This is a genomic window from Rhodanobacter koreensis, assembly GCF_054782855.1.
Window position 1 is genome coordinate 314,920 of sequence record NZ_BAAGRR010000012.1, and the last position, 22,810, is coordinate 337,729.

The following is a 22,810-nucleotide window of genomic DNA, read 5'->3' on the forward strand; positions in this document are numbered from 1 at the left end:
AACCCACCACCGGAAAACGGGCGGTACGCTTCAGTCCGTATCCTGGCAGGGGGAATCAGCGGTTTCGGCGAAGGACGCCAACTCTAGGAACAGCACTCGCAATTCGGGGTCTGTGAGTGATGCGGCAGCGGCCCGAAGATGGCTGGCTGCTGCAGGCGAAAGCGGTTTCGACCGGTCCGGCACGATGTTGGCCGGTGGTTGGGGGGCCACTTTCACGGTGACTGAACTGGCGCAGGTGCCGATGGCACGTGCGGTGGCAAGGATCTGCGTCTGCATCAGACGCAGGCGCGATGCCCAAGCCGGTGAGGACGCCAGAAAGACGAGGCGGTCGTGGCGCAGGTCGGCGAATCTCACCTGCTCGCGCAACGGCGATGGCAACGTCTGGCGTAGTGCGCGGTCCAGTGCTTCCAGCGCGCCGGCCTTTCTGGCCAGTGTCGCGAAGGAGCCGCAGTCGACGAGGGACTTCGGTCCGTTGCCGGTACGGCGGGAAATGACTGGGGCGGCGCGCTGCATGGTGCCGGAATTCGATGTTGGAAAGACATGCAAATCATACTCGTATCACGTGCCAGAAAATTGCCGAAGACTCTTGATCTGGCTGACCGGCGCCTGCGCTGGAAGCTGTTTTCGGCACTGGCCATAGGAGTACTCGGCTTTGTCGGACTTGGTGTGGCGCTGGCACTGACGGTCGCCAGCCCGCGTGATCGGGCCTTGACGGAAATTCATGATCTCCAGCAACAGATCAGGCAGCAGAACACGCAGTTGAGCGGGGTGCGCGAGGATGCCCAGCGCGGGCTCGATGCGCTGGCCGTCAAGCTGGGCCAGTTGCAGGCCCAGTCGACCCGGTTGAATGCGCTCGGCGAGCGCCTGGTCCAGGTCGGCAAGCTCGATGACGGCGAGTTCAATTTCGACCAGTCGCCGGCGATTGGCGGTGTCGAGGATGTCAGCGGCAGCGCCTATGCCCTGCCGCCGGCGCTCGACAGCAGCATCAATCAGCTGGCCGGCCAGCTCGACACTCAGCAGGCGCAGCTGTCGGCGCTGCAAAGCCTGCTGCTGGACGCCCGGATCGAGTCGAATCTGAAGCCGACCGGGATGCCGGTGCAGGGTTATATCTCATCCTATTTCGGTGTGCGTGCGGACCCGTTCGATGGTCGTTCGGCGCGGCATACCGGCATCGATATCGCCACTCCGTTCGGCACCCCGGTGCATGCCGTCGCCGAAGGCATGGTGACGTTTGCCGGCGTACGCAGCGGCTATGGCAACGTGGTCGAGATCGATCACGGCAATGGCTACATGACCCGCTATGCGCACAACAGCGCACTGGATGTGCACCCCGGCCAGCACGTGCAGGTGGGCGACGTGATCGCCCAGGCTGGCTCCACCGGGCGCTCGACCGGGTCGCATGTGCATTTCGAGGTCTGGTACGGCGGTCGCGTGGTCAATCCGCTGGCGTTCGTGCGCAATCACCGGTAACCCCGTCTTCGGTTCGCCGTCCCTTGAATCCGGTCGCGGCCGGTGCCATTACGGTGACTCGCCCGGTGGGTGGCGCCCGTGCTTGGCACCGCCCCTTGGCAGACCCGCCTGCATGGGCTTCCTGCGTAGGCCTGCCTACATGAGCATGTAGTAATATGCCCGATTGGCCCGTGACTGCAGCGGGCATCCTGTTTCCCTATCCGGAAGATCGATGTTCAATCGTGCCCTGACGAGCCTGTTCGGTAGCCGCAACGATCGCGTACTGCGCCAGCTTTCCCGTACCGTTACCCGTATCAATGCGCTGGAACCGGAGTTCGAGAAACTCAGTGACGATGCCCTGCGCGGCAAGACCGCCGAGTTCAAGCAGCGGGTTGTTGCGGGCGAGTCGCTGGACAAGCTGCTGCCGGAGGCGTTCGCGGTGGTGCGCGAGGCGGCCAAGCGCACGCTCGGCATGCGCCACTACGACGTGCAGATGATCGGCGGCATGGTGCTGCACTCGGGCAAGATCGCCGAGATGCGCACCGGCGAAGGCAAGACCCTGGTCGGCACGTTGCCGGTGTACCTCAACGCGCTCGCCGACAAGGGTGTGCACGTGGTCACCGTCAACGATTACCTGGCCCGGCGCGACTCCGCGCAGATGGGCAAGCTGTACAACTTCCTCGGCCTGAACGTGGGCGTGGTGTATCCGGGCATGGATCACGCCGACAAGCACGCAGCCTATGCCGCCGACATCACCTACGGCACCAACAACGAATTCGGCTTCGATTACCTGCGCGACAACATGGCGCTGAGCAAGGAGCAGCGCTACCAGCGTGGCCTGCACTACGCGATCGTCGACGAGGTCGACTCGATCCTGATCGACGAGGCGCGCACGCCGCTGATCATCTCCGGTCCTGCCGAGGACTCCCCGCAGCTCTACCTGGCGGTCAACAAGATCGTGCCGCGCATGATCCGCCAGCAGGAAGAGGAGGGCGAGGGCGACTACTGGGTCGACGAGAAGCAGAAGCAGGTGCACCTGTCCGAAGCGGGCATGCAGCATGCCGACGAGCTGCTGCGCGAAGCCGGGGTGATCGAGCAGGACAGCGGCCTGTACGACTCGAAGAATCTGGCGGTGGTGCATCACCTCAACGCGGCGTTGAGAGCCAACGGCATCTACCAGCGTGACGTGGATTACATCGTGCGCGACGGCGAGGTGATCATCGTCGACGAGTTCACCGGCCGCACCTTGCAGGGCCGTCGCTGGTCCGATGGCCTGCACCAGGCGGTCGAGGCGAAGGAGGGCGTGCCGATCCAGCGCGAGAATCAGACGCTGGCCACGGTGACATTCCAGAACCTGTTCCGCATGTACAAGAAGCTGGCCGGCATGACCGGCACGGCCGACACCGAAGCGTTCGAATTCCAGAGTATCTACGGCCTGGAGGTGGTGGTGATCCCCACCCACAAGCCGATGATCCGCAAGGACAACTCGGACATGATCTTCCTCGCGCAGGATCCGAAATACCGCTCGGTGATCGAGGACATCAAGGATTGCCACAAGCGCGGCCAGCCGGTGCTGGTCGGTACCACCTCGATCGAGGTGTCCGAGCTGCTGTCCGGCATGCTGAAGAAGGCCGGGGTGCCGCACGAGGTGCTCAACGCCAAGCAGCACGAGCGCGAGGCGCATATCGTGGCGCAGGCCGGTGCGCCGGGCCAGGTGACGATCGCCACCAACATGGCCGGTCGCGGCACCGACATCGTGCTTGGCGGCAGCCTCGATGCCGCGATGACGGCGTTGCCGGAAGACGCCAGCGAGATGGATCGCCAGCGCGTCAAGACCGAATGGAAGAAGCTGCACGAACAGGTGCTTGCCGCCGGCGGCCTGCACATCATCGGCACCGAGCGGCACGAGTCGCGGCGCATCGACAATCAGCTGCGTGGCCGTTCCGGCCGCCAGGGCGACCCGGGTTCCTCGCGCTTCTACCTGTCGCTGGAAGACAACCTGCTGCGCATCTTCGGCGGCGAAGGCCTGGTCCGCTGGATGAAGCGGTTCGGCATGAAGGACGACGACGCGCTGGAAGATCGCATGATCAGCCGGCAGATCGAGAAGGCCCAGCGCAAGGTCGAGCAGCACAACTTCGACATCCGCAAGCACCTGCTGGAATTCGACGACGTCGCCAACGACCAGCGCAAGGTGATCTATCGCCAGCGCGACGAGCTGCTCGAAGGCGACGATGTGTCGGCCACCGTCGCCGACATCCGCGAGGATGTGGTGCAGTCGATGGTGCGTGCGCACGTGCCGGCCGACAGCATCGATGAACAGTGGGACCTGGCCGGGCTCGATCGCGAGCTGGAAGGCGGGTTCGGCCAGTCGTTCGATATCAAGCACTGGGTCGAGCAGCAGCACGAGGTCGATGCCGGGATGATCCTCGATCACTCGAGCAGCGCGGTCAACGGGCTGTTCCAGGCCAAGGAGGCGCAGATCGGCGCCGACACCATGCGCCAGCTGGAAAAGCACATCATGCTGACCGTGGTCGACAACGCCTGGAAGGATCACCTGTCCAACATGGACTACCTGCGCCAGGGTATCTACCTGGTCGGCTATGCGCAGCAGGATCCGAAGCAGGCATTCAAGCGCGAATCGTTCCGGCTGTTCTCCGAAATGCTCGATCGGATCAAGGCCGAGGTGGTGCAGATGCTGGCGCGGATCCGCATTCGCAGCGAAGAGGAAGTCGCCGCGATGGAGGCCGAGCAGCAGCGACTGGCCGAGCGTCTGCAGAAACAGATGCTGGCCACCGGTGGCGGTGCGCCGATGGATGCGTTCGGTGCCGGTGATCCGCTGCAGGGGCAGGCCGGCGAGCCGCGACACCTGCCACAGGACGGCCCCAAGATCGGCCGCAACGATCCATGCCCGTGCGGCTCGGGCAAGAAGTACAAGCATTGCCACGGCCAACTCGCCTGAGTCGAGGCGGTACCCATGAAAAACCCCGCCGCGGCGGGGTTTTTCATGGGTACCGGGGATCAATCCTCGACGCCCGGCGGTCGCTTGCGATGCGGCTCGGCGTTGACCGCGATGTACTGTGGTTCCTCGCCATCCAGCCGCAGTGCGGTGAGCTGGCCACCCCAGACACAACCGGTGTCGATGGCATGCACGCCGAGTCCGGCGAAGCGGCCAAGCGCCGACCAGTGGCCGCAGACGATGCGGGTGTCGCGACGGCGCATGCCGGGCACTTCGTACCACGGATACAGCCCCGGCTTCTGGGTGCCCGGAATATCCTTGGCCTCGAAATCGATGCGGCCGTTCACATCGCAGTAGCGCATTCGGGTCATGGTGTTGATCGTCGCGCGCTGGCGATCCAGCCCCTGCAGTCGGCTTGACCATACGGCGGGGCGATTGCCGAACAGGTTGCGCAACAGGCGTGGATGGCGCGGGCTGGACAGTTCGCGTTCGACATCCTGGGCGGCCCGCTGAGCCTGTCGCAGCGTCCACATCGGTGCCAGCCCGGCATGCACCATCGTCCAGTTGAGCTGCTCATCGTGGTGCAGTAGCTTCTGCGAGCGCAGCCATTCGAACAGCACGGGCGCGTCCTCGGCGAACAGCACCTCGCGCAATTCCGGATTCACCCGTGCCTGCGCATCCGGGCGCCGCTGGGCAATCGCCAGCAGGCTCAAGTCGTGATTGCCCAGGGTGACCACGCTGTGTTCGCGCAGGCCGTGGATCAGCCGCAATGTGTCCAGTGACTGGCCACCGCGATTGACCAGGTCGCCACAGAACCAGAGTTGATCCCGGGCCGTATCAAAACGCAGCTTGTCGAGCAGACGTTGCAGTTCGGGATAGCAGCCCTGCACGTCGCCGATTGCATAGACAGCCATCAGTGCAGCGTGCGCGGAATGGACAGGGTGAAGGTCGGAATCGGCGCATCGAACTGGGTGCCGTCGTCGGCCAGCATCTGGTAGCTGCCGCCCATGGTGCCCACCGGAGTCTCCAGCACGGCGCCCGAGGTGTATTCGTAATCGTCGCCGGGCCGCATCCACGGTTGCTCGCCGACCACGCCATCACCGCGCACTTCCTCCACCTTGCCGTTGGCGTCGGTGATCATCCAGTGACGGGTGAGCAGGCGCGCCGGCATGTCGCCGGCATTGCGCAGAGTGACGGTGTAGGCGAAAACGTAGCGATTGTCACCGGGCTTCGACTGGTCCGGAACGAAGCGGGTTTCGACCTGCACGTCGATCGTGTAGGAAGGTTTTTCAGTCATGCACCGATTGTAAGGCCTGCCGTCGCGAATGGGGCGACGCTACTGCAATCGGCCGTTAACAAGACCTGCCGTGAACAGGAGCGGAAATCAGAGGCTGCCGTAGACCTTGGCCAGTCGCACGAAGTCGGTCGGGGCAAGTGTTTCGGCGCGCGCCTTGGGGTCGACGTCGGCGCGGCGGATCGCGTCGCCGTCCATCAGTTGTCGCAGTGCATTGGCGAGGGTCTTGCGTCGTTGTCCGAACGCGGCCTTGACCACTGCATACACATGCCCGGGTTGCGCATCATGCAGCTCATTGGCAGGTAGCGGTAGCAGCCGCACCACGGCGGATTCCACCTTTGGTGGTGGCCGGAACGCTTCCGGCGGCACATTGAACAGCGGTTCGACCCGGCAGGCCAGCTGCAGCATCACGGACAGCCGCCCGTACACCTTGCTGCCCGGTTCAGCGGCCATCCGGTCGACCACTTCCTTCTGCAGCATGAAGTGCATGTCCTGGATGGCCGCAGCGTGCTCGACGCAATGAAACAGGATCGGGCTGGAAATGTAGTAGGGCAGGTTGCCGGCGATACGCAGGCGTGGCACGCCATGGCTGTGCGCCAGCGCGGTGAAGTTCACCTTCAACACGTCGGCGTGGATGATGTGCAGTTCGCCCACGGCGGCGGCGCGTGCCTGCAGGCCGGGAATCAGGTCGGTGTCCAGCTCGATGGCGGTGAGTCGGTGGGCGGCGGCCAGCAACGGCAGCGTCAGCGCACCTTCGCCGGGGCCGATCTCGACCAGGAAATCCTGCGCCTGTGGCGCGACCGCACTGACGATGCGGTCGATGTAGCGACGATCATGCAGGAAGTGCTGGCCGAAGCTTTTCTTGGGGCGGGCGTTCATAGAGACCGGAAAGAGTGGAGAGGAGCGAGGAGTGAGTAAAGGCCGGAGCGGTTCACTCGTTTCCGGCTCCTCTGGACTCGTTTCTACGCCGGACCAGGTCGATGGCCATGGTAGCAGCGGCGATCAGACTGGCCGGGTCGGCGCGCCCACTGCCGGCCAGATCCAGCGCGGTGCCGTGATCGACCGAGGTGCGGATGAACGGCAAGCCGAGCGTAAGGTTGACGGTGCGGTCGAACGCCTCGCTCTTCAGCATAGGCAGAGCCTGGTCGTGGTACATCGCCAGCACCGCGTCATAGTGCGCGCGCTGCGCCGGCACGAAGGCGGTGTCGGCCGGCAACGGGCCGAGCAGGTGCATGCCTTCTGCACGCAACGCGTCCAGCACCGGGATCAGGATATCGATCTCCTCACGCCCGAGATGGCCGCTTTCACCGGCATGCGGATTGAGGCCCAGCACGGCAATGCGGGGTTCGGCAATGCCGAACTTGTGGCGCAGCTCGGCGTGCATGATGTGCAGCGTGCGCGTCAGCGATTCACATGTGATGGCCGCGGATACCGCAGCCAACGGCAGATGCGTGGTCGCCAGCGCCACCCGCAATTCGGGGCTGGCCAGCATCATCACCACGTCGGCATGTGTGCGTTCGGCAAAGAATTCGGTGTGCCCGCTGAAGCGGATGCCGGCATCGTTGATCGTGGACTTCTGCAGCGGTGCGGTGACCACGGCATCGTAGCGACCAGCGTTGCAGCCATCGGCCGCCTCGGCCAGCGTGGTCAGCACATGCCGTGCGTTGCGTGGATCGGGCCGACCCGGTACCTCGGTGGCTCCCAGCGGCACATGATGCAGACGCAGGGTGCCGGGGCGCCGCTGCGTCTGCGTACCGCCGTCATCGTCGACCAGTTCGATGCTGGCGCCACAGCGTGCGGCAGCACGCTGCAGCAGGGCGCGATCGGTGATGGCGACCAGATCGGCCGCCAACGGGCTGGCGGCCAGGCGAATCAGCAGTTCCGCACCGATACCCGCCGGCTCACCGGCAGTCACCGCGAGTCGGGGGAGGTGGGTGCCCAAACCGGCTTACGGCGAAGCGTTGGTGGCGGCGGCCTGGCTGCCTGTATCGCGCAGTTCGGGCACCAGAATGTTGATGTAGGCGTTGGCGCGCAGGTCGCGCAGGTAATCGTCGTAGACCTGCTCGGACTTGCGGTTGCCGATGGCCTGGCGTGCCTGATCGCGCGCAAGCTGCACGGTCTGGTCGCTCTGGCGGGTACCGAGGCGCTCCAGGATGTGCCAGCCGGCCTCGCTCTGGAACGGCGGCGAAACCTGGTTGTCCTTCAGTCCGTCCAGCTGCTTGGCGATGATCGAGCCCCACTGGTCCTGCGGGAACCAGCCCATGTCGCCGCCGACGTTGGCGGTGGTGTCGTCCTTGGAGTATTCCTTCGCCAAAGCCGCGAAATCTTCATGCTTGTTGACGATGCGGTTGTACAGATCCTTCGCCTGTTGTTCGGCCTGCGCCGGGGTCACCAGTTCGCTCGGTTTGATCAGGATCTGTCGCGCATGGAATTCGGTGACCATTGTGCGGTTGTTTTGGCGCTGGTCGATCAACTTGAGGATGTGGAAGCCGGTCGGACCGCGCAGGGCGGCGCTGACATCGCCGGGTTTCATCGACTCGATCGTGTCGGCGAAGGCCGGCGGAATCTCGTCCATCCGGCGCCAGCCGAGATCGCCGCCGTCCAGGGCATCCGGCGCGTCGGAGTAGCGGATCGCCGCGGCATGAAAGTCCATACCGCCCTTGATCGCGGCGAGCGCCTGCTCGGCCTTGGCCTGGCTGGCCTGGATCGCGGCGGCGTCGGCGCCGCCGGGAATGCTGACCTGGATGTGTGCCAGATGTACTTCACCGGCCTTGTAAGTCGGGCTGTTCAGCAGGTTGTCGATTTCGCTGTCGGTGACCGAGACCGAATCGTGCACCACGCTCTGGTGCAGGCGCTGCACTGTGATCTGGTCGGCCAGCTGTTCGCGGAAGGCCGCAAAGCTGTCCCCGGTTTGTTCCACCGCCGCACGCAGCTGATCAGGGGTCATCTTGTTCTGCTGGGCCACGCCGGCAACCGCCTGGTCGACATCCTCGTTGGAAATGCGGATGCCCTGATCTCCCGCCTTCTGCAACTGCAACCGCATCAGCACCAGCCGATCGAGCACCTGCTGCTGCAGCACGTTCATCGGCGGCAACTGCCCGGGCTGGCTGGCGTATTGCTGCTGGATCGAGCGCACGGCGCTGTCCAGCTCGCTCTGCAGGATCACGTCATCATTGACGACGGCCACGATGCGGTCCAACTGCTGGCTGGACGGCGCGGCCGGAGTCAGCAGCTGGGCATGAACGGGGAGCATGCTCGCGAGTGCGAACAGGAGAAGTGCTATGGATTGCTTCATCAGTGAAAGCCGGTGACTACTGCGATTATTGATAGCCGAGAATATCACGGCGCAAAAGGGAGTCGATCTGGCCGCCCGTCGAGCCAAGCCCCTTGAAGACCACCTCGAACATGATGGCATTGTCGCGGAGGTTGATATTGCTGCCCGCAGGAACCGGGAGCACCCCGTAATAATTCTGGTTTACGTAGTTGCGGTCGACCAGCCGCAAGGTGACGCAACAGCTGTCGTATTCCACGCCAGCCATCGCATCGACCGTCCCGGTCGGTGCAGCGATCATGTTCTTGATCGGGACCGCATAGGTCCACGAACCGAGCAGCCGCCAGCGATCGGACAGCGGGTAGACCGCGGAAACGCTGTATTGTTCCATCAGGCCGCGGCGGTAGTGGTACGAGAAATTGAGGATGCCGTCGTTGCCCAGACGGTGCTGCAGTTCCAGTGAACCCATGTCGGTAACCCGGCTGTTCGGATTCCATTGGTACTCGCTGCTCACGCGCCAGCGGTCGCTGAGCTGCAGGTCAAGCTGGGCCACATAGTCCGAGCCGGACCAGTCGGTGACGGCGGGTACGGTGTTGGATCCGTTGGGCAGTTGCACCCGCTGGGGGGTGAAGTAGCGGATCTGCCCGAAACTGGCCGACAGCCGCTCGACGCCCTCGTCGTCCAGCAGGCGGGTGGTGATCGCTCCGGTAAGGTTGTTCGCGTTCATCTGGCGATCCGCGCCGGAGAACTGGTTCGGCGAGAACAGCTGCCAGTAATCGAACGACATCAGACTGCTGTCGAACAGCGGCAGGTTGTTCTGGTTGCGGTACGGCACGTACAGGTAGTACAGCCGCGGCTCCAGGGTCTGCGTGTAGCTTTCGCCGAACAGCGAGGTGCTGCGGTCGAACACCAGTCCGCTGTCGAGGCTGACGATCGGCAGCGAGCGGCTGGGTGACTTCTGCGTGAACGGCGAGGTCGTGCCGCTGCCAAGCAGCCCGTAATATCCGTAATCCTGGTAGTCGCCGCTCAGCTGGTAGGCGGTGTAGCGATAGGCCAGTTTCGGTCGCACGAACCACGCCGAGGTACCGAAGTCGCCCGCAAGATAGGGGTAGAGATCAAGACGTTCGCCTTCGACGTTTTGATTTTTGCTGAATACCGCCGCGGTATCGTCCATGCCGAACTGCAGCCAGCGCGTCAATGGCACGTTCATGCTGAAATTCGCGTAGGGCAACTGCTGGTAGGGCAGCGAGGCATCGGTCGCGAACGGGTTGGTGTTCTGGTAGACCGTGCCACCGAACGAGGCATTCCACCACTTACCGCCGGTGACGATGGCGGCATTCGAAGTCAGCGCGTAGATCACGGTGTGCGAGAACGCGTTGCCGTAGTCGTACAGGTAGCTGCTATCCGACGCATGGTTGTAGGAGCCGATGAATGTCCAGCCAGTCCACAGGCTCGTGGTGTCCGTGTAGTCGATCAGATAGCGGGAGGTGCCTTGGGTATTGGCCAGGCCGTCACTTGTACCGTGGTCGTTTGGCACGTATTCCACATTGAGCTGGCCCTTGCTGCCAGGCGTCAGATAGCGGAACTCGCCGGCCAGCATCGGTCCGCGCGAGGTATACAGGCGCGGGTCCAGCGTGGCGTCATAGTTCGGTGCCAGATTCAGGTAGTACGGCGTGCTGATCTCGAAGCCGGAACGGCTGCTCTTGCCAAAGGTCGGATACAGGAAGCCGCTCTTGCGCCGGTGATCGACCGGGAAGCTGAAGTACGGCAGGTACAGGAACGGCACCTTGCCGATCCGCATCGTGGCATTGCGCGCCACGCCAACGCCGGTGTCCTTGTTGATCGTGATGGTCTTGCCGCGGAACTCCCACACATGGTGACCAAGGTCGCAGGTGGAATAGGTGGCCATCGAGTAGCGGGTGTGCTGGGCGTCCAGCATCTGGCCCTGCTGCGCCACGCCGTTGCCGCGTGAATCCAGCATCTGGTAGCGCACGTTGTCGGCGAGGCCGCGGCTGTCGTTGGTGTTGCCGCGCATGTGGGTGCCGGCCATCAACTGGCCGGCTTCCTGGTAGCGAACGTTGCCGCGGGCGTCGTAGTCGGTGGTGTCGTCGTTATAGTCGATCGTGTCGGCCTGCAGTCGCTGGTCGTCACGGGTCAGCCAGGCATCACCGGCCAGGTGGTAGACCGTCTGGTTGGAGCTGTCGACAAACTTTGCCCGGACATATGCCGGACTGGTGTCGCGCAGGTCCGAATCCTGCGGCAGGGTCGGGTCGTAGAACTCCAGCATGGCGTTGGGTCGGCACATAGCGTAGCTGTATGGCCGCGGCGCGCAGTGGAACGAGCCCAGCGGGCACACTTGTTCGGCCCCGTCCAGCGAGGTCTTCGGCTTCTGACTACCCTTGGCATCGGCTTGGCCACCGATCAGGGCAAGGGCTGCGGCAACCGCCAACAGGCGGCGAGGAGGGAACTTGGACGTCACAATGCAAGTCTGCCGGCTTTGAAGGCTCGTTAAGCTAGCAGAAAGACCCCGCGGGCGGCAGGCAAACCTTTATCCGGGCAGTGAGAGGATTCAGCATGGGTGGGCAGAAATTGAGCAGGACCGACGCAGAGTGGCGCGCCGAGCTGACCCCGGAGCAGTACGCAGTGTGCCGCTGTTCGGCCACCGAGCCACCCTTCAGCGGAAAGTGGTATCGCCATCAGGAAGCCGGTACCTACACCTGTGCGGCCTGCGGCGCGCGATTGTTCGGCTCGGACAGCAAGTACGACGCAGGTTCGGGTTGGCCCAGTTTCTTCCAACCATTGATTCCCGCCGCCGTGGCCAGCCATGACGACAACAGCCATGGCATGCAACGCATCGAGGCCCGCTGCGCGCACTGCGATTCGCACCTGGGCCACGTGTTTCCTGACGGCCCCGGGCCGACCGGACTGCGCTACTGCATCAATTCAATGGCACTGGGGTTCGAGCCGGCTTTGTAAGTGCTCTTGTCAGGGTTTCCCGTGCAGTCGCGGTGAGAAAATGCATGGATAAGCGGGGCGTTAATCATCAAGCGCAGCTGCATGCGCGCTCACGCAGGCGGCCAGCGCGACGAGGTCGTAACCGCCTTCCAGCGTGGAGATCAGTCGGCCACCGGCGTGCGTGCCGGCCAGCGCCACCAGGCGCTCGGTGATCCAGGCGTAGTCTTCCTGCCCCAGCCGTATATCCGCCAGCGGATCGTTGCGGTGCGCATCGAAGCCGGCCGAGACCAGCACCAGCTGCGGCTTGAACGCATGCAGCCGAGGCAGCAGCACGCCATCCCACAGCTCGCGGAATTCGTGTGAACCCGCGCCGGGCGACAGCGTGCCGTTGACGATATTGCCAACCCCGCGTTCGTCCTCGCGCCCACTGCCCGGGTAGAGCGGCGACTGGTGGCTGGAGGTGAACAGCACCCGTGGCTCGCGTTCGAAGATGGCCTGCGTGCCATTGCCGTGGTGCACGTCGAAGTCGGCTATCGCCACCCGTTTCAGGCCGTGCATGGCCAGCGCATGAGCGGCGCCCACGGCGATATTGTTGAACAGGCAGAAACCCATGGCCTGGTCGCGTGTCGCATGGTGGCCGGGTGGTCGCACGGCGCAGAACGCGTGCCGGGTTGCGCCGGACAGCACGGCATCCACCGCGGCCACCATGGCACCGGCAGCGCGCAGGGCGGCCTCGGTCGACCCAGGCGACATCGCGGTGTCCGCGTCCAGCCATTCCGTGCCCTGTTGCGGTGCGCTGGCCAGGATCCGGTCGACATGCTCGGAAGAATGCACCCGCAGCAGCTGCTCGCGGGAGGCCCGGGGCGCCTCGATCCGGTCGAGTGCGGCGTGGCGGTCGTGATCCAGTGCCTGCAGCACCGCGCGCAGTCGGGCCGGTTGCTCGGCATGGCCCGGCCCGGGATCATGCTGCAGGCAGGCAGGATGGGTATACAGCCGCAGCATGCGGCGGTTTATCCGGCAGGCTGCGGCTTGCGGCGGCGCTCGTGTTGCCAGAGCACTTCGCCGTGGCCGCTGGCGCGCGCCAGCACGCGCGCGATCACGAACAATAGATCGGACAGCCGGTTGAGATAACGCTGCACCTGCGGGCGCACCGTCTCGGCCCGTGCCAGCGCGATCACCTCGCGTTCGGCGCGGCGGCATACGGTGCGTGCCAGATGGCAGCACGCGGCAGCCATGCCACCGCCCGGCAGGATGAAATCCTTCAGCGCCGGCAATGGATCGTTGAAGCCATCCAGCACCTGTTCCAGCCGCTCGATGTCGGCATCCTCGATCATCGCCATGCCGGGAATGCACAGTTCACCGCCGAGATCGAACAGGGCGTGCTGCACCTGGCCGAGCACATCGACCACCGCGGAATTGACGCCATCGGCAGCCAAGACCATGCCGATCGCGCTGTTCAGCTCATCTACCGTGCCGTATGCGGCCACGCGCAGCGAATCCTTGGCTACCCGCGAACCATCACCCAGGCCGGTGCTGCCGTCGTCACCGGTGCGCGTATAGATTTTCGAGAGGCGATTGCCCATCGCTGGTCAGCGTGTCGCTTCAGCGCGGCAGATCGGGTTGGTCGGCATGCTTCAAGGCGCGACCCAACTGGATGGCCAGCACGTGCAGCACGGCGCCGATACCGACATACAGGGCGGTGGTCTGCAGGAAGGGCAGGTACCAGTCTCCCAGGTTGGCAAACCAGCTGCCGAAGCTGCGTGGCAGCGGCACGCTGTTGCTGAGCCAGTAGAAGCTGCCATTGGAGAGCAGGTAGCACGCGGCCCAGCTCACGATCAGTGCGACCAGGGCGAGTCCCAGCGTGGGCAGGCGCAGGCCGAGCTGGTGCTTCGCCAGCCAGCTGCCGCCCAGCCACAGGCTGAAGTACGAGGGGATCAGGAACCAGTAGGCCATCGATACGCAGTAGTGGCTCCAGAAGTCGATGCCCTGGCCGTTGATCACCAGATAGTCGATCAGCACCGCCTCGGCCATCAGCAGCGGGAATGCCCAGCGGCCGGCCCCACGCAACCAGAAGCCGGCCAGGAAGAAAATGCCCCAGGAGGCATCCGGCAGCGCATCGAAATGATGCAGCAGCGAATGATGCTCGCGGGTGACTGCCATCACCAGGGCGAGCGCCAGGAGGATGCCGAGGCGTTGGGTCAGTGTCTTGACCATGAGGGATTCCATGTGGGCGTCTGAACAGGTCGCTAGTCTAGCCCAATGCACTGCGACGAAGGCAGTCTCGACGCGTATCATCACGGCATGAATGCCCCAGCATCTCCTGCCTCGAACGAATCCGGCGTCCTGATCATCGGTGGTGGTCTGGTCGGTGCCAGCCTGGCGATCGCGCTGGATGTGGCCGGTATCGCGGCCACCCTGATCGAAACCGCCGCGCCACGCATCGACGCCCAGCCCAGTTACGACGAACGCAACCTTGCACTGGCACGGGCTACCGTAAACGGACTCGACGCGATCGGCGTATGGCGTCATGCCGCCGCACGTGCCACGCCGATCCGGCATATCCGTGTCAGCCGTGCCGGCGAATTCGGCAGTGCGCGCATCGATGCGGACCGACAAGGCGTCGACGCGCTGGGCTGGACCTTGCCGGCACGAGAACTCGGCGCGGCCCTGCTGCACCGGCTGGACGAATGTACCCGGCTGACCCGGCTCGCACCGGCCACGGTGTCAGCGCTGCAACCGCTGGCCGAGGGCTGGCGTGCGCAGGTCCGCAGCGCCGACGGCGTCCGCAACATCGACACGCCACTGCTGGTGGGTGCCGACGGCACCGGCTCGTTCGTGCGTGCACAACTCGGCATCGACGCCGAGCGGCACGATTACAGGCAGACGCTGTTCGTGTGCACGATCACGCCGGAACGTGATCATGCCAATTGCGCTTATGAACGCTTCGCCGATGCCGGTCCGATCGCCTTGCTGCCGTTGGCCGAACGTCGCTGCGGGCTCGTGCTCACGGTGGCTGCCGACGAGGCGGATGCGGTCGCCGCACTGGACGATGCGGCCTTCATCGAATTGGCGCAACGGCGTTTCGGCTGGCGTCTGGGTCGATTGAGTCGACCCGGCAAGCGTCATCCGTTTGCCATTCATCGCGTGGCCGCACGGCAGTTGACCGGGCCGCGTGCGGTGCTGGTCGGCAATGCCGCGCAGACCGTACATCCGATCGGTGCGCAAGGTTTCAATCTGGGCTTGCGTGACGCGCTGACACTGGCCGAACTGGTGGCAGCGGCTCCCGACCCGGGAGCCTCCGGCCTGCTGGAACGCTATGCCGCGCGACGTGCGCCGGATCGCGAAGGCACCATGGCGATGAGTCATGGTCTGGTGCAGCTGGCCTGCCTCCCGCAACCGCTGCTGGCGCCGTTCCGCTCGCTGGCCCTGCTGGCCTGCGATCGCGTGCCGCCACTGCAACGTGCACTGGCGCGGCGTGGCATGGGTTTTCGCGGCGAGCCGCCGCTGGCGGTGCTGGAGCGGCTGCCGTGAATACACCGGCGCAGGAAGCCTCGGTCCGCCGCCGCGCGTCGCCGCTGGATATTGCCGTGGTGGGCGGCGGGATGGTTGGTGCAGCCGCTGCACTGGCGCTGGCACGCGCCGGCTTCAGCGCCACATTGCTGGAGGCGCGTGCGCCGACGGCGTGGAACGCGGAAGACGAAGTGGATCTGCGCGTGGTCGGCCTGGCACCGTCGTCACTGGCGCTGCTGGATGATCTGGGCGTCTGGACGTCCATACGCGATGCGCGCGCGGGCCCATATGCTCACATGCACGTATGGGATGCCGGGAGCGGGGCGGCGATCGACTTCGATGCCGCCCGTGAAGGGCGCGACCTGCTTGGCTACATCGTCGAGAACAATCTGGTGCAGTGGACGCTCTGGCAGGCGCTGGAAGCGGCTGGCGTGCGCCGCCTGTGCCCGGCCGAGGTGAAAGGCTTCGAGGCGCGCGAGGATCGTATTCAGCTGGAACTGGCCGATGGCGGGACATTGGCTGCCGCGCTGCTGGTGGCCGCCGATGGCGTGGCCTCGCCGCTGCGCCAGCTGGCCGGCATCGGCACGCGCGGCCGTGACTACGCGCAACGTGCGGTGGTGGCGCATGTACGTACCGAGCGGCCGCACGAAAGCACGGCGTGGCAGCGCTTCCTGCCAAGTGGGCCGCTGGCATTGTTGCCGCTGACCGACGGGCGCAGCTCGATCGTGTGGTCGCTGCCCGAAGCCGAAGCCCGGCGTGTGCTGGCGCTGGACGAACAGGCCTTCCTCGATGAACTCGGCGTGGCCAGCGATTTCCGATTGGGCCGGATCGTCGCGACCACACCGCGCGCCGCGTTCCCGCTGAAGCTGCAGCTGGCCGAGCGTTATCAGTCGGAACGCTTCGTGCTGCTGGGGGATGCCGCGCATGCCGTGCATCCGCTGGCCGGACAGGGCGTGAACCTGGGTCTGCGCGACGTGGTCGAGCTGCGCGATACCTTGCTCGCTGCGCGTACCGCCGGTCGGGACATCGGCGCCGAACACGTGTTGCGCCGATACGCTCGCCGCCGGCGCAGTGCCGATACGCTCGATGCGCTGGGCTTCGATGCACTGGCGCGGATCTATGCGTGGCAGTCGCCGGCGCTGGTCACTGCCCGCGGGCTGGGCGTGCGCCTGCTTGACCATCTGGTGCCATTGAAGCGGCGCATTTCGGAGCACGCGGCAGGATTTTGAGTTTCTCTTCCCCTGCCTGCAGGGGAAGCATCTGCAAACCCACCGGAGGATTCAACACATGCGCATCATCCGACTTGGCTGTCTGCTGTTGCTGATCAGTTTCAGTTTTGCCACGCAGGCGAAGATGGTGCAGCGCCCGGTCGAATGGACGCTGGATGGCACGCGCTTCCACAGTGTGCTGGTCTACGACGATGCGAGCGCGGCAAAGCGGCCCGGCCTGGTGATGGTGCCGAACTGGTATGGCATCAATGACGCGGCCGTGCAGAAGGCCGAGATGATCGCCGGCAGGGATTACGTGATCCTGCTCACCGACATGTATGGCGCCAGCGTGCGCCCGCAGCAAGGTAATGCCGAGCAGGCGCAGGCCGCGGTGAAGCCGCTGTATGGCGATCGCACGCTGATGCGCAAGCGGATGAGCGAGGCACTGGCCCAGCTGAAGGCGCAGGCGGCCAGCGCGCCGATCGATACCGGCAAGCTGGCTGCGATCGGCTTCTGCTTCGGTGGCTCGGCGGTGCTGGATCTGGCTCGCAGTGGCGCGGATATCGCCGCCGTGGTGTCCTTCCATGGCGGTCTCTCTACCGACAATCCATCGCTGGCAAAGAACATCAAGGCACGCGTGCTGGCGATGAACGGTGCCGACGACAAGGGCACCATGCCGGACGCGGACAAGTTCATGGACGAGATGCGTAGCAGTCCGGCCGACTGGCAGTTCGTGGTCATCGGCCATGCCGTGCACTGCTTCACCGAAGTGGGCGAGAATTCGCCGGGCTGCCGCTACGACGCACGTGCCGCCGCACGCAGTTACAGGCTGATGCACGACTGGTTGCGGGCGGCTTTTGCCGGGACACCGTGATGCAGGCGGGAGCGACTGAAGTGGCTCTCGAAATTCAATTGCACGTGGCCTCGAAGTTGCGCTGGCCCGCGAAGCCGGTTGAATCAATCGGCCTTGTCGCGTTCGCGCATCGCATCCATCGTCAGCGCCGCCAGTTGGCGCAGCCGCGTACTGCCGGCGTCGGCAAGCAGTTCCTTCAGGCGGGCGCCGGCATCGTGCTGATCCAGCGTGTGACGTTCGGCGAACGAGGCGGCCAGTGCGCGGCCCATGCTGTCGAAGATCAGCGCATAGGCGAAAGCATGCAGCACGCCGCCACCGAGTGTGCCGAGGCCAGGGAAGGCTTTCAGCGCGTTGCCGGCGACGGCCAGCACGATCGAGCTGCCGGTGCGCAGGGTCAGTCTGGCCTGCTGCACGAAGTCCTCGATCTGCACGTCGCTGATTTTCACGCCATACAACTCGGCAAGGGCACGGGTGAGACCGGTGGCGAGCACCCCCTGGATCACCAGGTCGCTGCCCGGCGCGATCGCGGCCAGGGCGCCGACGATGGCGCGGCGGGCGTACTTGCGCACGATGCGTTGCGCCTCATCGGCCCGGGTCTGAATCTCCAGCGCGCCGGTGCGTTCATGCAGGCCGGCCAGCACCGCGTGTTCGCGCAGATCCTCCAGCCCTTCGGCGCCCGGTGCGGTGAGCCGGTCGAGTGCCTGCAGCAACGGTTCGATCGCGGGTTTGCGCTGGCGTTCGACTGACTCGGTGCTGCCATCGACGAGCTGGCGCTGGTAACGCTCGCTGCCGCCGGCACTGATCGCCAGCACCGCGTCGGCGATGCCGCGTGACTGCTGGCGCAGGCGACCCAGCAGCTGTTCGCGTTCAGCCGGTGTCCACTGGTCGGCCTTGTTCAACACCAACAGCAATGGCTTGCCGAAATCGGCGAGCCATTGCATCTCGTCAGCCTGGCTGCGGTTGAGATCACCGGCGCATAGATAAACGACAGCGTGGGCGCGCAGAGCCTCCTCGCGAGCCAGGGTTTCATGCACCTCGCCACCCGTCTCGCGACTGCCGGGCACATCCGCGAGCACCAGCATGCGGCCGCCCGGCAGTTCGCTATCGTAATGACCGACTTCACGGGTCGTGCCGCCGCGTATATCGCTGGTGACATGGGCATGGGGCGCCAGTGCACGGATCAGGCTGGACTTGCCGGTGGAGATTTCGCCGAACAGCGCCACGTAGACGCGGGCGCTGGCACGGCGGCGGTCGAGTTCGCCAAGTTCGGAGGCGAGCGCACCGGTATCCGCGCCGCGCTCGCGCAGCTGGCCGATGCGTTGCTCCAGGCTGCTGCGATCGGGGGCCGGCACGGCGCGCCGCCGCCGTCGCGGGCGCAGCAGCCACCACAGCACCATCAGGCCGGCGGCGGCGAACAGCACGAGTACGCCGCCCAGGGTCCATTGCAGCCATGTCGGCAACGCCAGGAATCGTTGTGCCAGCGCCAGCGCACGTTCGGCAGCCGCAAACAGCAGCCACAGCAGCGCGGCTACAGCCAGTGCAGTAAACAGCAATCGCGGTCGACGGGACATGGCGGCAAGTGTAGCGGGTGGGTTTCCGTGCTCGCCGCAGGCTGCCGGTTTTGGCATGATCGGGGACACGGGCCGGGATCCGCGCCCGATGCCGGTGGATTGCGGCGTCTGACCGGGAGCATGAAGGGGACTCATGGGGGCGGTTTTTCTGCTGGGTATGCTGGTCTTGCTGGGTGCCTCCGTGCCCGTGCCGGCGATGCCTGCGACTCCAGTGCCGGCTCCGACGGCTCCGGTAACTGTTGCGACACCCGCGGCGCGGGCCGATCCGCTGCCGACACCGCAGTTCAGGCGCTACAGCGTGGCCGACGGTCTGCCCAGTACCAATGTCTATGCAGTGGTGCAGGATCGCGATGGCGCGATCTGGTTCGGCACCAAGGGTGGACTGGCGCGTTTCGATGGCGTCGAGTTCAAGGTGTTCCGTCACGCCGAGAACGATCCGGGCTCACTGTTCAACAACGGCATTGCGACGCTGCAGATCGACCGGCAGGGGCGCTTGTGGGCCGCGGGCCTTAATGCGGGTTTGAATCGCTACATCCCTGCCACCGACCGGTTCCTGCACTGGGGGCATGATCCGGCCGATCCCGCCAGCCTCGCCAGTGATCGCGTATGGGCCATCGCGCAGACCGCCGATGGCAGCCTGTGGGTCGGCAGCGAGGGTGGCCTGGATCACTTGCGACCGGACGAACGTGGCTTCGAGCATGTGGTCAATCCGCTGCTGGGTGCGCAGCCTGCGGATTTCGGCACGGTTGCCGCCCTGTACGCCGATCCGCAGCAGCGGCTGTGGATCGGCAGCAGCCACGGTGTGTTCGTGCGTGAGGCCGATGGGCAGATACGACGTGTGTTGCCGGAGGACCCGAAGCAGACGATGGACGCATGGCGCATCGAAGGTGATGGCGACGAGGTGCGCATTGCCGTCACGGATGGCCTGGTGATCATCGGCAAGGACGGCCTGGCACACCGTTTTGCCGCGTCGGTGATCCCCTCCACCAATGTGATGGGCAGTGTCCGCGACAACGCGGGCCGCTTGTGGATCGGTACGCAGAAAGGCCTGTTCCTGCAGGCACGGACGGATGGCCCGGTGACCGCGGTGACCGATCAGCCGGCGCTCTACGGCAACCTGCCGGGCAGCTGGGTATGGCAGCTCATGGTCGATCGCGAAGGTGGCCTGTGGGCGGTCCTGTTCGATGGCGGCGTGGCCTATCTGGCACCGGGCTGGAACCGGTTCAGCCGGTTCACCCATATTCCCGACGATCCCACCAGCCTGCGCGATTCGGTCGCCACGACCATGGCGCGCGGCAAGGATGGTCGTCACGTCTGGGTTGGCGAGCGTGGTGGCCGGATCGACCGGCTCGATCCGCTGAGTGGCCGGGTCGAGCATGTGCTGTCCGGTCTGCATGGCGATGTGATCGGCATGACCGAGGACGCCAGGCAGCGCATGTGGGTGGCCGTGCAGGGTGCGTTGTACCGCGTCACGGACGGGAAGGTCGAACAGGTCGATCCGGGAGGTGCGTTGATGCAGCGTCCACTGGAGGTCGAACCCGGCCCGGATGGTCAGATGTATGTGCGCACGTTTGGCCGTGGAGTGTTCCGCATCGATCCCGAGACGCTGGCGGTGGTGCGGATTCCCATGGACGGACCGGGCGACAAGGTGTTGTGGGGCAGCCAGATGACCCTGAAGAATGGTATCTTCTGGTACGCCAGCGACGGCGGCATGCTGCGCTTGAACGCCGCCCATGATCGCTTCGAGATGGTGCCCGGCGGGCCAGTCGGGCAATCGGTCGATGCGTTCGATTTCGGCAAGGATGGCATGTGGATAGCGAACGCAGACGGGCTGGCGTTCTACCGTTACAGCGGAAACGGATTGGTGCTGGATCGGCGTATCGACGCGGCGCACGGCTGGCCTTCGGTCAATGTCACCGACCTGCACGTGGACGCGGTGGGGCGCGTGTGGGTCTTCGGCCATGACGGTCTGTGGTACTTCGATCCGGGTACGGGACGATTCCGCTCGTTCGGTCTGCAGGATGGCTTGACCAATGGCGAGTTCTCCCGTGGTTTCGCCTACATGCCCGGCGGCTACATCTACGCGGCCACCCTCGGCGGCGTGATGGCCTTCGATCCGGATCGGGTCAGCCCGCAAGTGGGTCAGCCCGAGTTGGCGATCACCCATGTCAGTGTGCGCCGCCATGGCGTGACGCAAACGTTGCCGATCAGCGAACGGCCGCTGGAGATCGGCTGGCAGGATAGCCAGCTCACGGTCGAGGCACGCGTGTTTTCCTATGTGGATCCATCCGCCAATCATTACCGTTTCCGGCTGAGCGGTTTCGACAATGGCTGGGTCGATACCGGCAGCCGCGGCGAGCGGGATTTCACCGGACTGGGTGCCGGTGACTATGCGCTGGACGTGATGGCATCCGGTGCGCGTGGTGTCTGGACGCATCAGTCCACACCACTGCGCATCCACGTGCAGGCACCGCCGTGGATGCGCTGGTGGGCGTGGCTGGTCTATGTCCTGCTGCTGGCATGGGTGGTGTGGATGATCCTGTTGGCGTGGCGTCGCCGGCTGGCGCAGCGTCACCGGATCCAACTGGCCGAACAGCGTCGCAGCCTGGCCGAGCAGGCCAGCGCGGCCAAGACCCAGTTCCTGGCCACGCTCAGTCACGAGATCCGCACGCCGATGACCGGTGTGATGGGCATGGCCGAACTGCTGCAAAGTACGCCGCTCAATCAGCAGCAGCATGACTACGCGGATGCCATGCAGCGCTCCGGCAGCATGCTGCTGAAACTCCTCAACGATGCGCTGGATCTGGCGCGCATCGAGGCCGGCAAACTGGAGCTGGAATCGGCGCCCTTCGATCCGCGCCAGCTGGTGAGGGAAGTGGCGCAGCTGGAACGCGGGCTGGCGCAGTCCAGACATGTTCGCTTCGAGCTGGAAATCGCCGACGATCTGCCGGCGCTGGTAGTCGGCGATGCGATACGCATCAAGCAGGTGCTGCTGAACCTGGCGAACAATGCGTTGAAGTTCACCGAACGCGGCAGCGTGACCCTGCACGCGCAACGGGCCGGCGAAGATCTGCGATTCAGCATCAGCGACACCGGGCCCGGCATTCCCGAAGCCAGCCAGGCGCGGCTGTTCCAGCGCTTCGAGCAGGAAGACGGTCCGCAGCGTCGTGCAGGCAGCGGGTTGGGACTGGCGATCTGCCGCGAACTGGTGGGCATGATGGGCGGCAGCATCGAGCTGCAGTCGCAGCTCGGGCACGGCAGCACGTTTCATGTGCGCCTGCCACTGCATGCACCGGTCCCGACGGCCTCGTCGGCGCTCATGCCGGCGCATGTGAGCGACGATCGTTGTCACCGCCTGCTGCTGGTGGAGGACGATGCGATCGTCGCCGCCGTCATCTGTGGGCTGTTGCAACGGCAGGGGCATGCCGTGGTGCACGTCGTCAACGGCCTCGCCGCGCTGGCTGAGCTGGAACAGGGACAATTCGACGCGATCCTGCTGGATCTGGATCTGCCTGGTGTCGACGGCTTCCAGGTCGCCCGGCTGATCCGGCTGCGCGAATCTGAGGGTTGCAATGTGCCGATCGTGGCGGTGACTGCGCGCTCCGGCGGCGAGGACGAGGCGCACGCCCGGGCGGCGGGTATGGATGGATTCCTGCGCAAGCCATTGACTGGTGAACAGCTGGCCGATGCGCTGTCCCAGGTCGTGGTGACCGCCGTGCCGCCCGTCTCCGGTTGCGCCTGAG

The 22,810-nt window shown here is 65.2% G+C and carries 18 protein-coding genes; 7 read left to right on the forward strand and 11 right to left on the reverse strand.

All coding sequences use genetic code 11. The features are described from left to right. Nucleotides 1–30: 30 nt before the first annotated feature. The gene (locus ACYVKM_RS14975) at nucleotides 31–513 is read right to left on the reverse strand and encodes a DciA family protein (RefSeq protein WP_460878415.1); all 483 of its coding nucleotides are present in this window, start codon (nucleotides 511–513) and stop codon (nucleotides 31–33) included. 27 nt (nucleotides 514–540) lie between these two features. Here ACYVKM_RS14975 and ACYVKM_RS14980 point away from each other — a divergent pair, with 27 nt between their 5' ends. Both ACYVKM_RS14980 and secA read left to right on the forward strand, forming a co-directional pair. Further along, a complete protein-coding gene (locus tag ACYVKM_RS14980; protein ID WP_460878416.1) occupies nucleotides 541–1,470 on the forward strand; it encodes a M23 family metallopeptidase in 930 nt (309 codons plus the stop codon). Nucleotides 1,471–1,681: 211 nt separating this feature from the next. Further along, nucleotides 1,682–4,408, forward strand: a complete 2,727-nt coding sequence (gene secA, locus ACYVKM_RS14985) for a preprotein translocase subunit SecA (protein WP_460878417.1) — start codon at nucleotides 1,682–1,684, stop codon at nucleotides 4,406–4,408. A gap of 59 nt (nucleotides 4,409–4,467) precedes the next feature. Here secA and ACYVKM_RS14990 read toward each other — a convergent pair whose 3' ends face one another. The 6 genes from ACYVKM_RS14990 to ACYVKM_RS15015 form a co-directional block, all read right to left on the reverse strand. Beyond that, nucleotides 4,468–5,319 carry a symmetrical bis(5'-nucleosyl)-tetraphosphatase gene (locus ACYVKM_RS14990; protein ID WP_460878418.1) on the reverse strand — a complete coding sequence of 284 codons (852 nt, stop codon included), beginning with the start codon at nucleotides 5,317–5,319 and terminating at the stop codon, nucleotides 4,468–4,470. Next, nucleotides 5,319–5,702, reverse strand: a complete 384-nt coding sequence (apaG, locus tag ACYVKM_RS14995) for a Co2+/Mg2+ efflux protein ApaG (protein ID WP_077441104.1) — start codon at nucleotides 5,700–5,702, stop codon at nucleotides 5,319–5,321. Before apaG ends, ACYVKM_RS14990 begins: the two co-directional genes overlap by 1 nt. An 87-nt stretch (nucleotides 5,703–5,789) precedes the next feature. Continuing rightward, the gene (gene rsmA, locus ACYVKM_RS15000) at nucleotides 5,790–6,578 is read right to left on the reverse strand and encodes a 16S rRNA (adenine(1518)-N(6)/adenine(1519)-N(6))-dimethyltransferase RsmA (protein WP_460878419.1); all 789 of its coding nucleotides are present in this window, start codon (nucleotides 6,576–6,578) and stop codon (nucleotides 5,790–5,792) included. 52 nt (nucleotides 6,579–6,630) lie between these two features. Beyond that, entirely contained in the window at nucleotides 6,631–7,614 is a 984-nt protein-coding gene (pdxA, locus tag ACYVKM_RS15005) for a 4-hydroxythreonine-4-phosphate dehydrogenase PdxA (RefSeq protein ID WP_460878420.1), read from the reverse strand. Nucleotides 7,615–7,647: 33 nt separating this feature from the next. Then, a complete protein-coding gene (locus ACYVKM_RS15010) occupies nucleotides 7,648–8,994 on the reverse strand; it encodes a peptidylprolyl isomerase (RefSeq protein WP_460878421.1) in 1,347 nt (448 codons plus the stop codon). A gap of 25 nt (nucleotides 8,995–9,019) precedes the next feature. After that, nucleotides 9,020–11,449: an LPS-assembly protein LptD gene (locus ACYVKM_RS15015; RefSeq protein ID WP_460878422.1), complete on the reverse strand. Its 2,430-nt coding sequence runs from the start codon at nucleotides 11,447–11,449 to the stop codon at nucleotides 9,020–9,022. Between the two features lie 95 nt (nucleotides 11,450–11,544). On the opposite strand from ACYVKM_RS15015, the gene msrB reads away from it, so the two are divergent. Next, complete coding sequence (gene msrB, locus ACYVKM_RS15020) at nucleotides 11,545–11,946, forward strand: peptide-methionine (R)-S-oxide reductase MsrB (RefSeq protein ID WP_460878423.1); 402 nt, start codon at nucleotides 11,545–11,547, stop codon at nucleotides 11,944–11,946. A gap of 60 nt (nucleotides 11,947–12,006) precedes the next feature. Here msrB and ACYVKM_RS15025 read toward each other — a convergent pair whose 3' ends face one another. The 3 genes from ACYVKM_RS15025 to ACYVKM_RS15035 are packed head-to-tail and all read right to left on the reverse strand — an operon-like array spanning nucleotide 12,007 to nucleotide 14,139. Further along, nucleotides 12,007–12,927 carry a histone deacetylase family protein gene (locus ACYVKM_RS15025; RefSeq protein WP_460878424.1) on the reverse strand — a complete coding sequence of 307 codons (921 nt, stop codon included), beginning with the start codon at nucleotides 12,925–12,927 and terminating at the stop codon, nucleotides 12,007–12,009. 8 nt (nucleotides 12,928–12,935) lie between these two features. Beyond that, nucleotides 12,936–13,508 (reverse strand): cob(I)yrinic acid a,c-diamide adenosyltransferase, encoded by a 573-nt coding sequence (locus tag ACYVKM_RS15030; protein ID WP_460878425.1) that lies wholly within the window; start codon nucleotides 13,506–13,508, stop codon nucleotides 12,936–12,938. A 19-nt stretch (nucleotides 13,509–13,527) separates the two neighbouring features. Continuing rightward, complete coding sequence (locus tag ACYVKM_RS15035) at nucleotides 13,528–14,139, reverse strand: hypothetical protein (RefSeq protein WP_460878426.1); 612 nt, start codon at nucleotides 14,137–14,139, stop codon at nucleotides 13,528–13,530. Nucleotides 14,140–14,226: 87 nt separating this feature from the next. On the opposite strand from ACYVKM_RS15035, the gene ubiH reads away from it, so the two are divergent. The 3 genes from ubiH to ACYVKM_RS15050 are packed head-to-tail and all read left to right on the forward strand — an operon-like array spanning nucleotide 14,227 to nucleotide 17,517. Next, on the forward strand, nucleotides 14,227–15,456 hold the full coding sequence (gene ubiH, locus ACYVKM_RS15040; protein ID WP_460878427.1) for a 2-octaprenyl-6-methoxyphenyl hydroxylase: 1,230 nt from the start codon (nucleotides 14,227–14,229) through the stop codon (nucleotides 15,454–15,456). Beyond that, nucleotides 15,453–16,664 (forward strand): UbiH/UbiF/VisC/COQ6 family ubiquinone biosynthesis hydroxylase, encoded by a 1,212-nt coding sequence (locus tag ACYVKM_RS15045; protein WP_460878428.1) that lies wholly within the window; start codon nucleotides 15,453–15,455, stop codon nucleotides 16,662–16,664. The genes ubiH and ACYVKM_RS15045 overlap by 4 nt, the downstream gene beginning before the upstream one ends. 58 nt (nucleotides 16,665–16,722) lie before the next feature. Then, nucleotides 16,723–17,517 (forward strand): dienelactone hydrolase family protein, encoded by a 795-nt coding sequence (locus ACYVKM_RS15050; protein WP_460878429.1) that lies wholly within the window; start codon nucleotides 16,723–16,725, stop codon nucleotides 17,515–17,517. Nucleotides 17,518–17,600: 83 nt separating this feature from the next. On the opposite strand, the gene ACYVKM_RS15055 is transcribed toward ACYVKM_RS15050, so the two are convergent. Continuing rightward, on the reverse strand, nucleotides 17,601–19,067 hold the full coding sequence (locus ACYVKM_RS15055; RefSeq protein WP_460878430.1) for a GTPase: 1,467 nt from the start codon (nucleotides 19,065–19,067) through the stop codon (nucleotides 17,601–17,603). Between the two features lie 133 nt (nucleotides 19,068–19,200). Here ACYVKM_RS15055 and ACYVKM_RS15060 point away from each other — a divergent pair, with 133 nt between their 5' ends. Beyond that, a complete protein-coding gene (locus tag ACYVKM_RS15060) occupies nucleotides 19,201–22,809 on the forward strand; it encodes a hybrid sensor histidine kinase/response regulator (protein ID WP_460878431.1) in 3,609 nt (1,202 codons plus the stop codon). Nucleotide 22,810 lies beyond the last annotated feature (1 nt).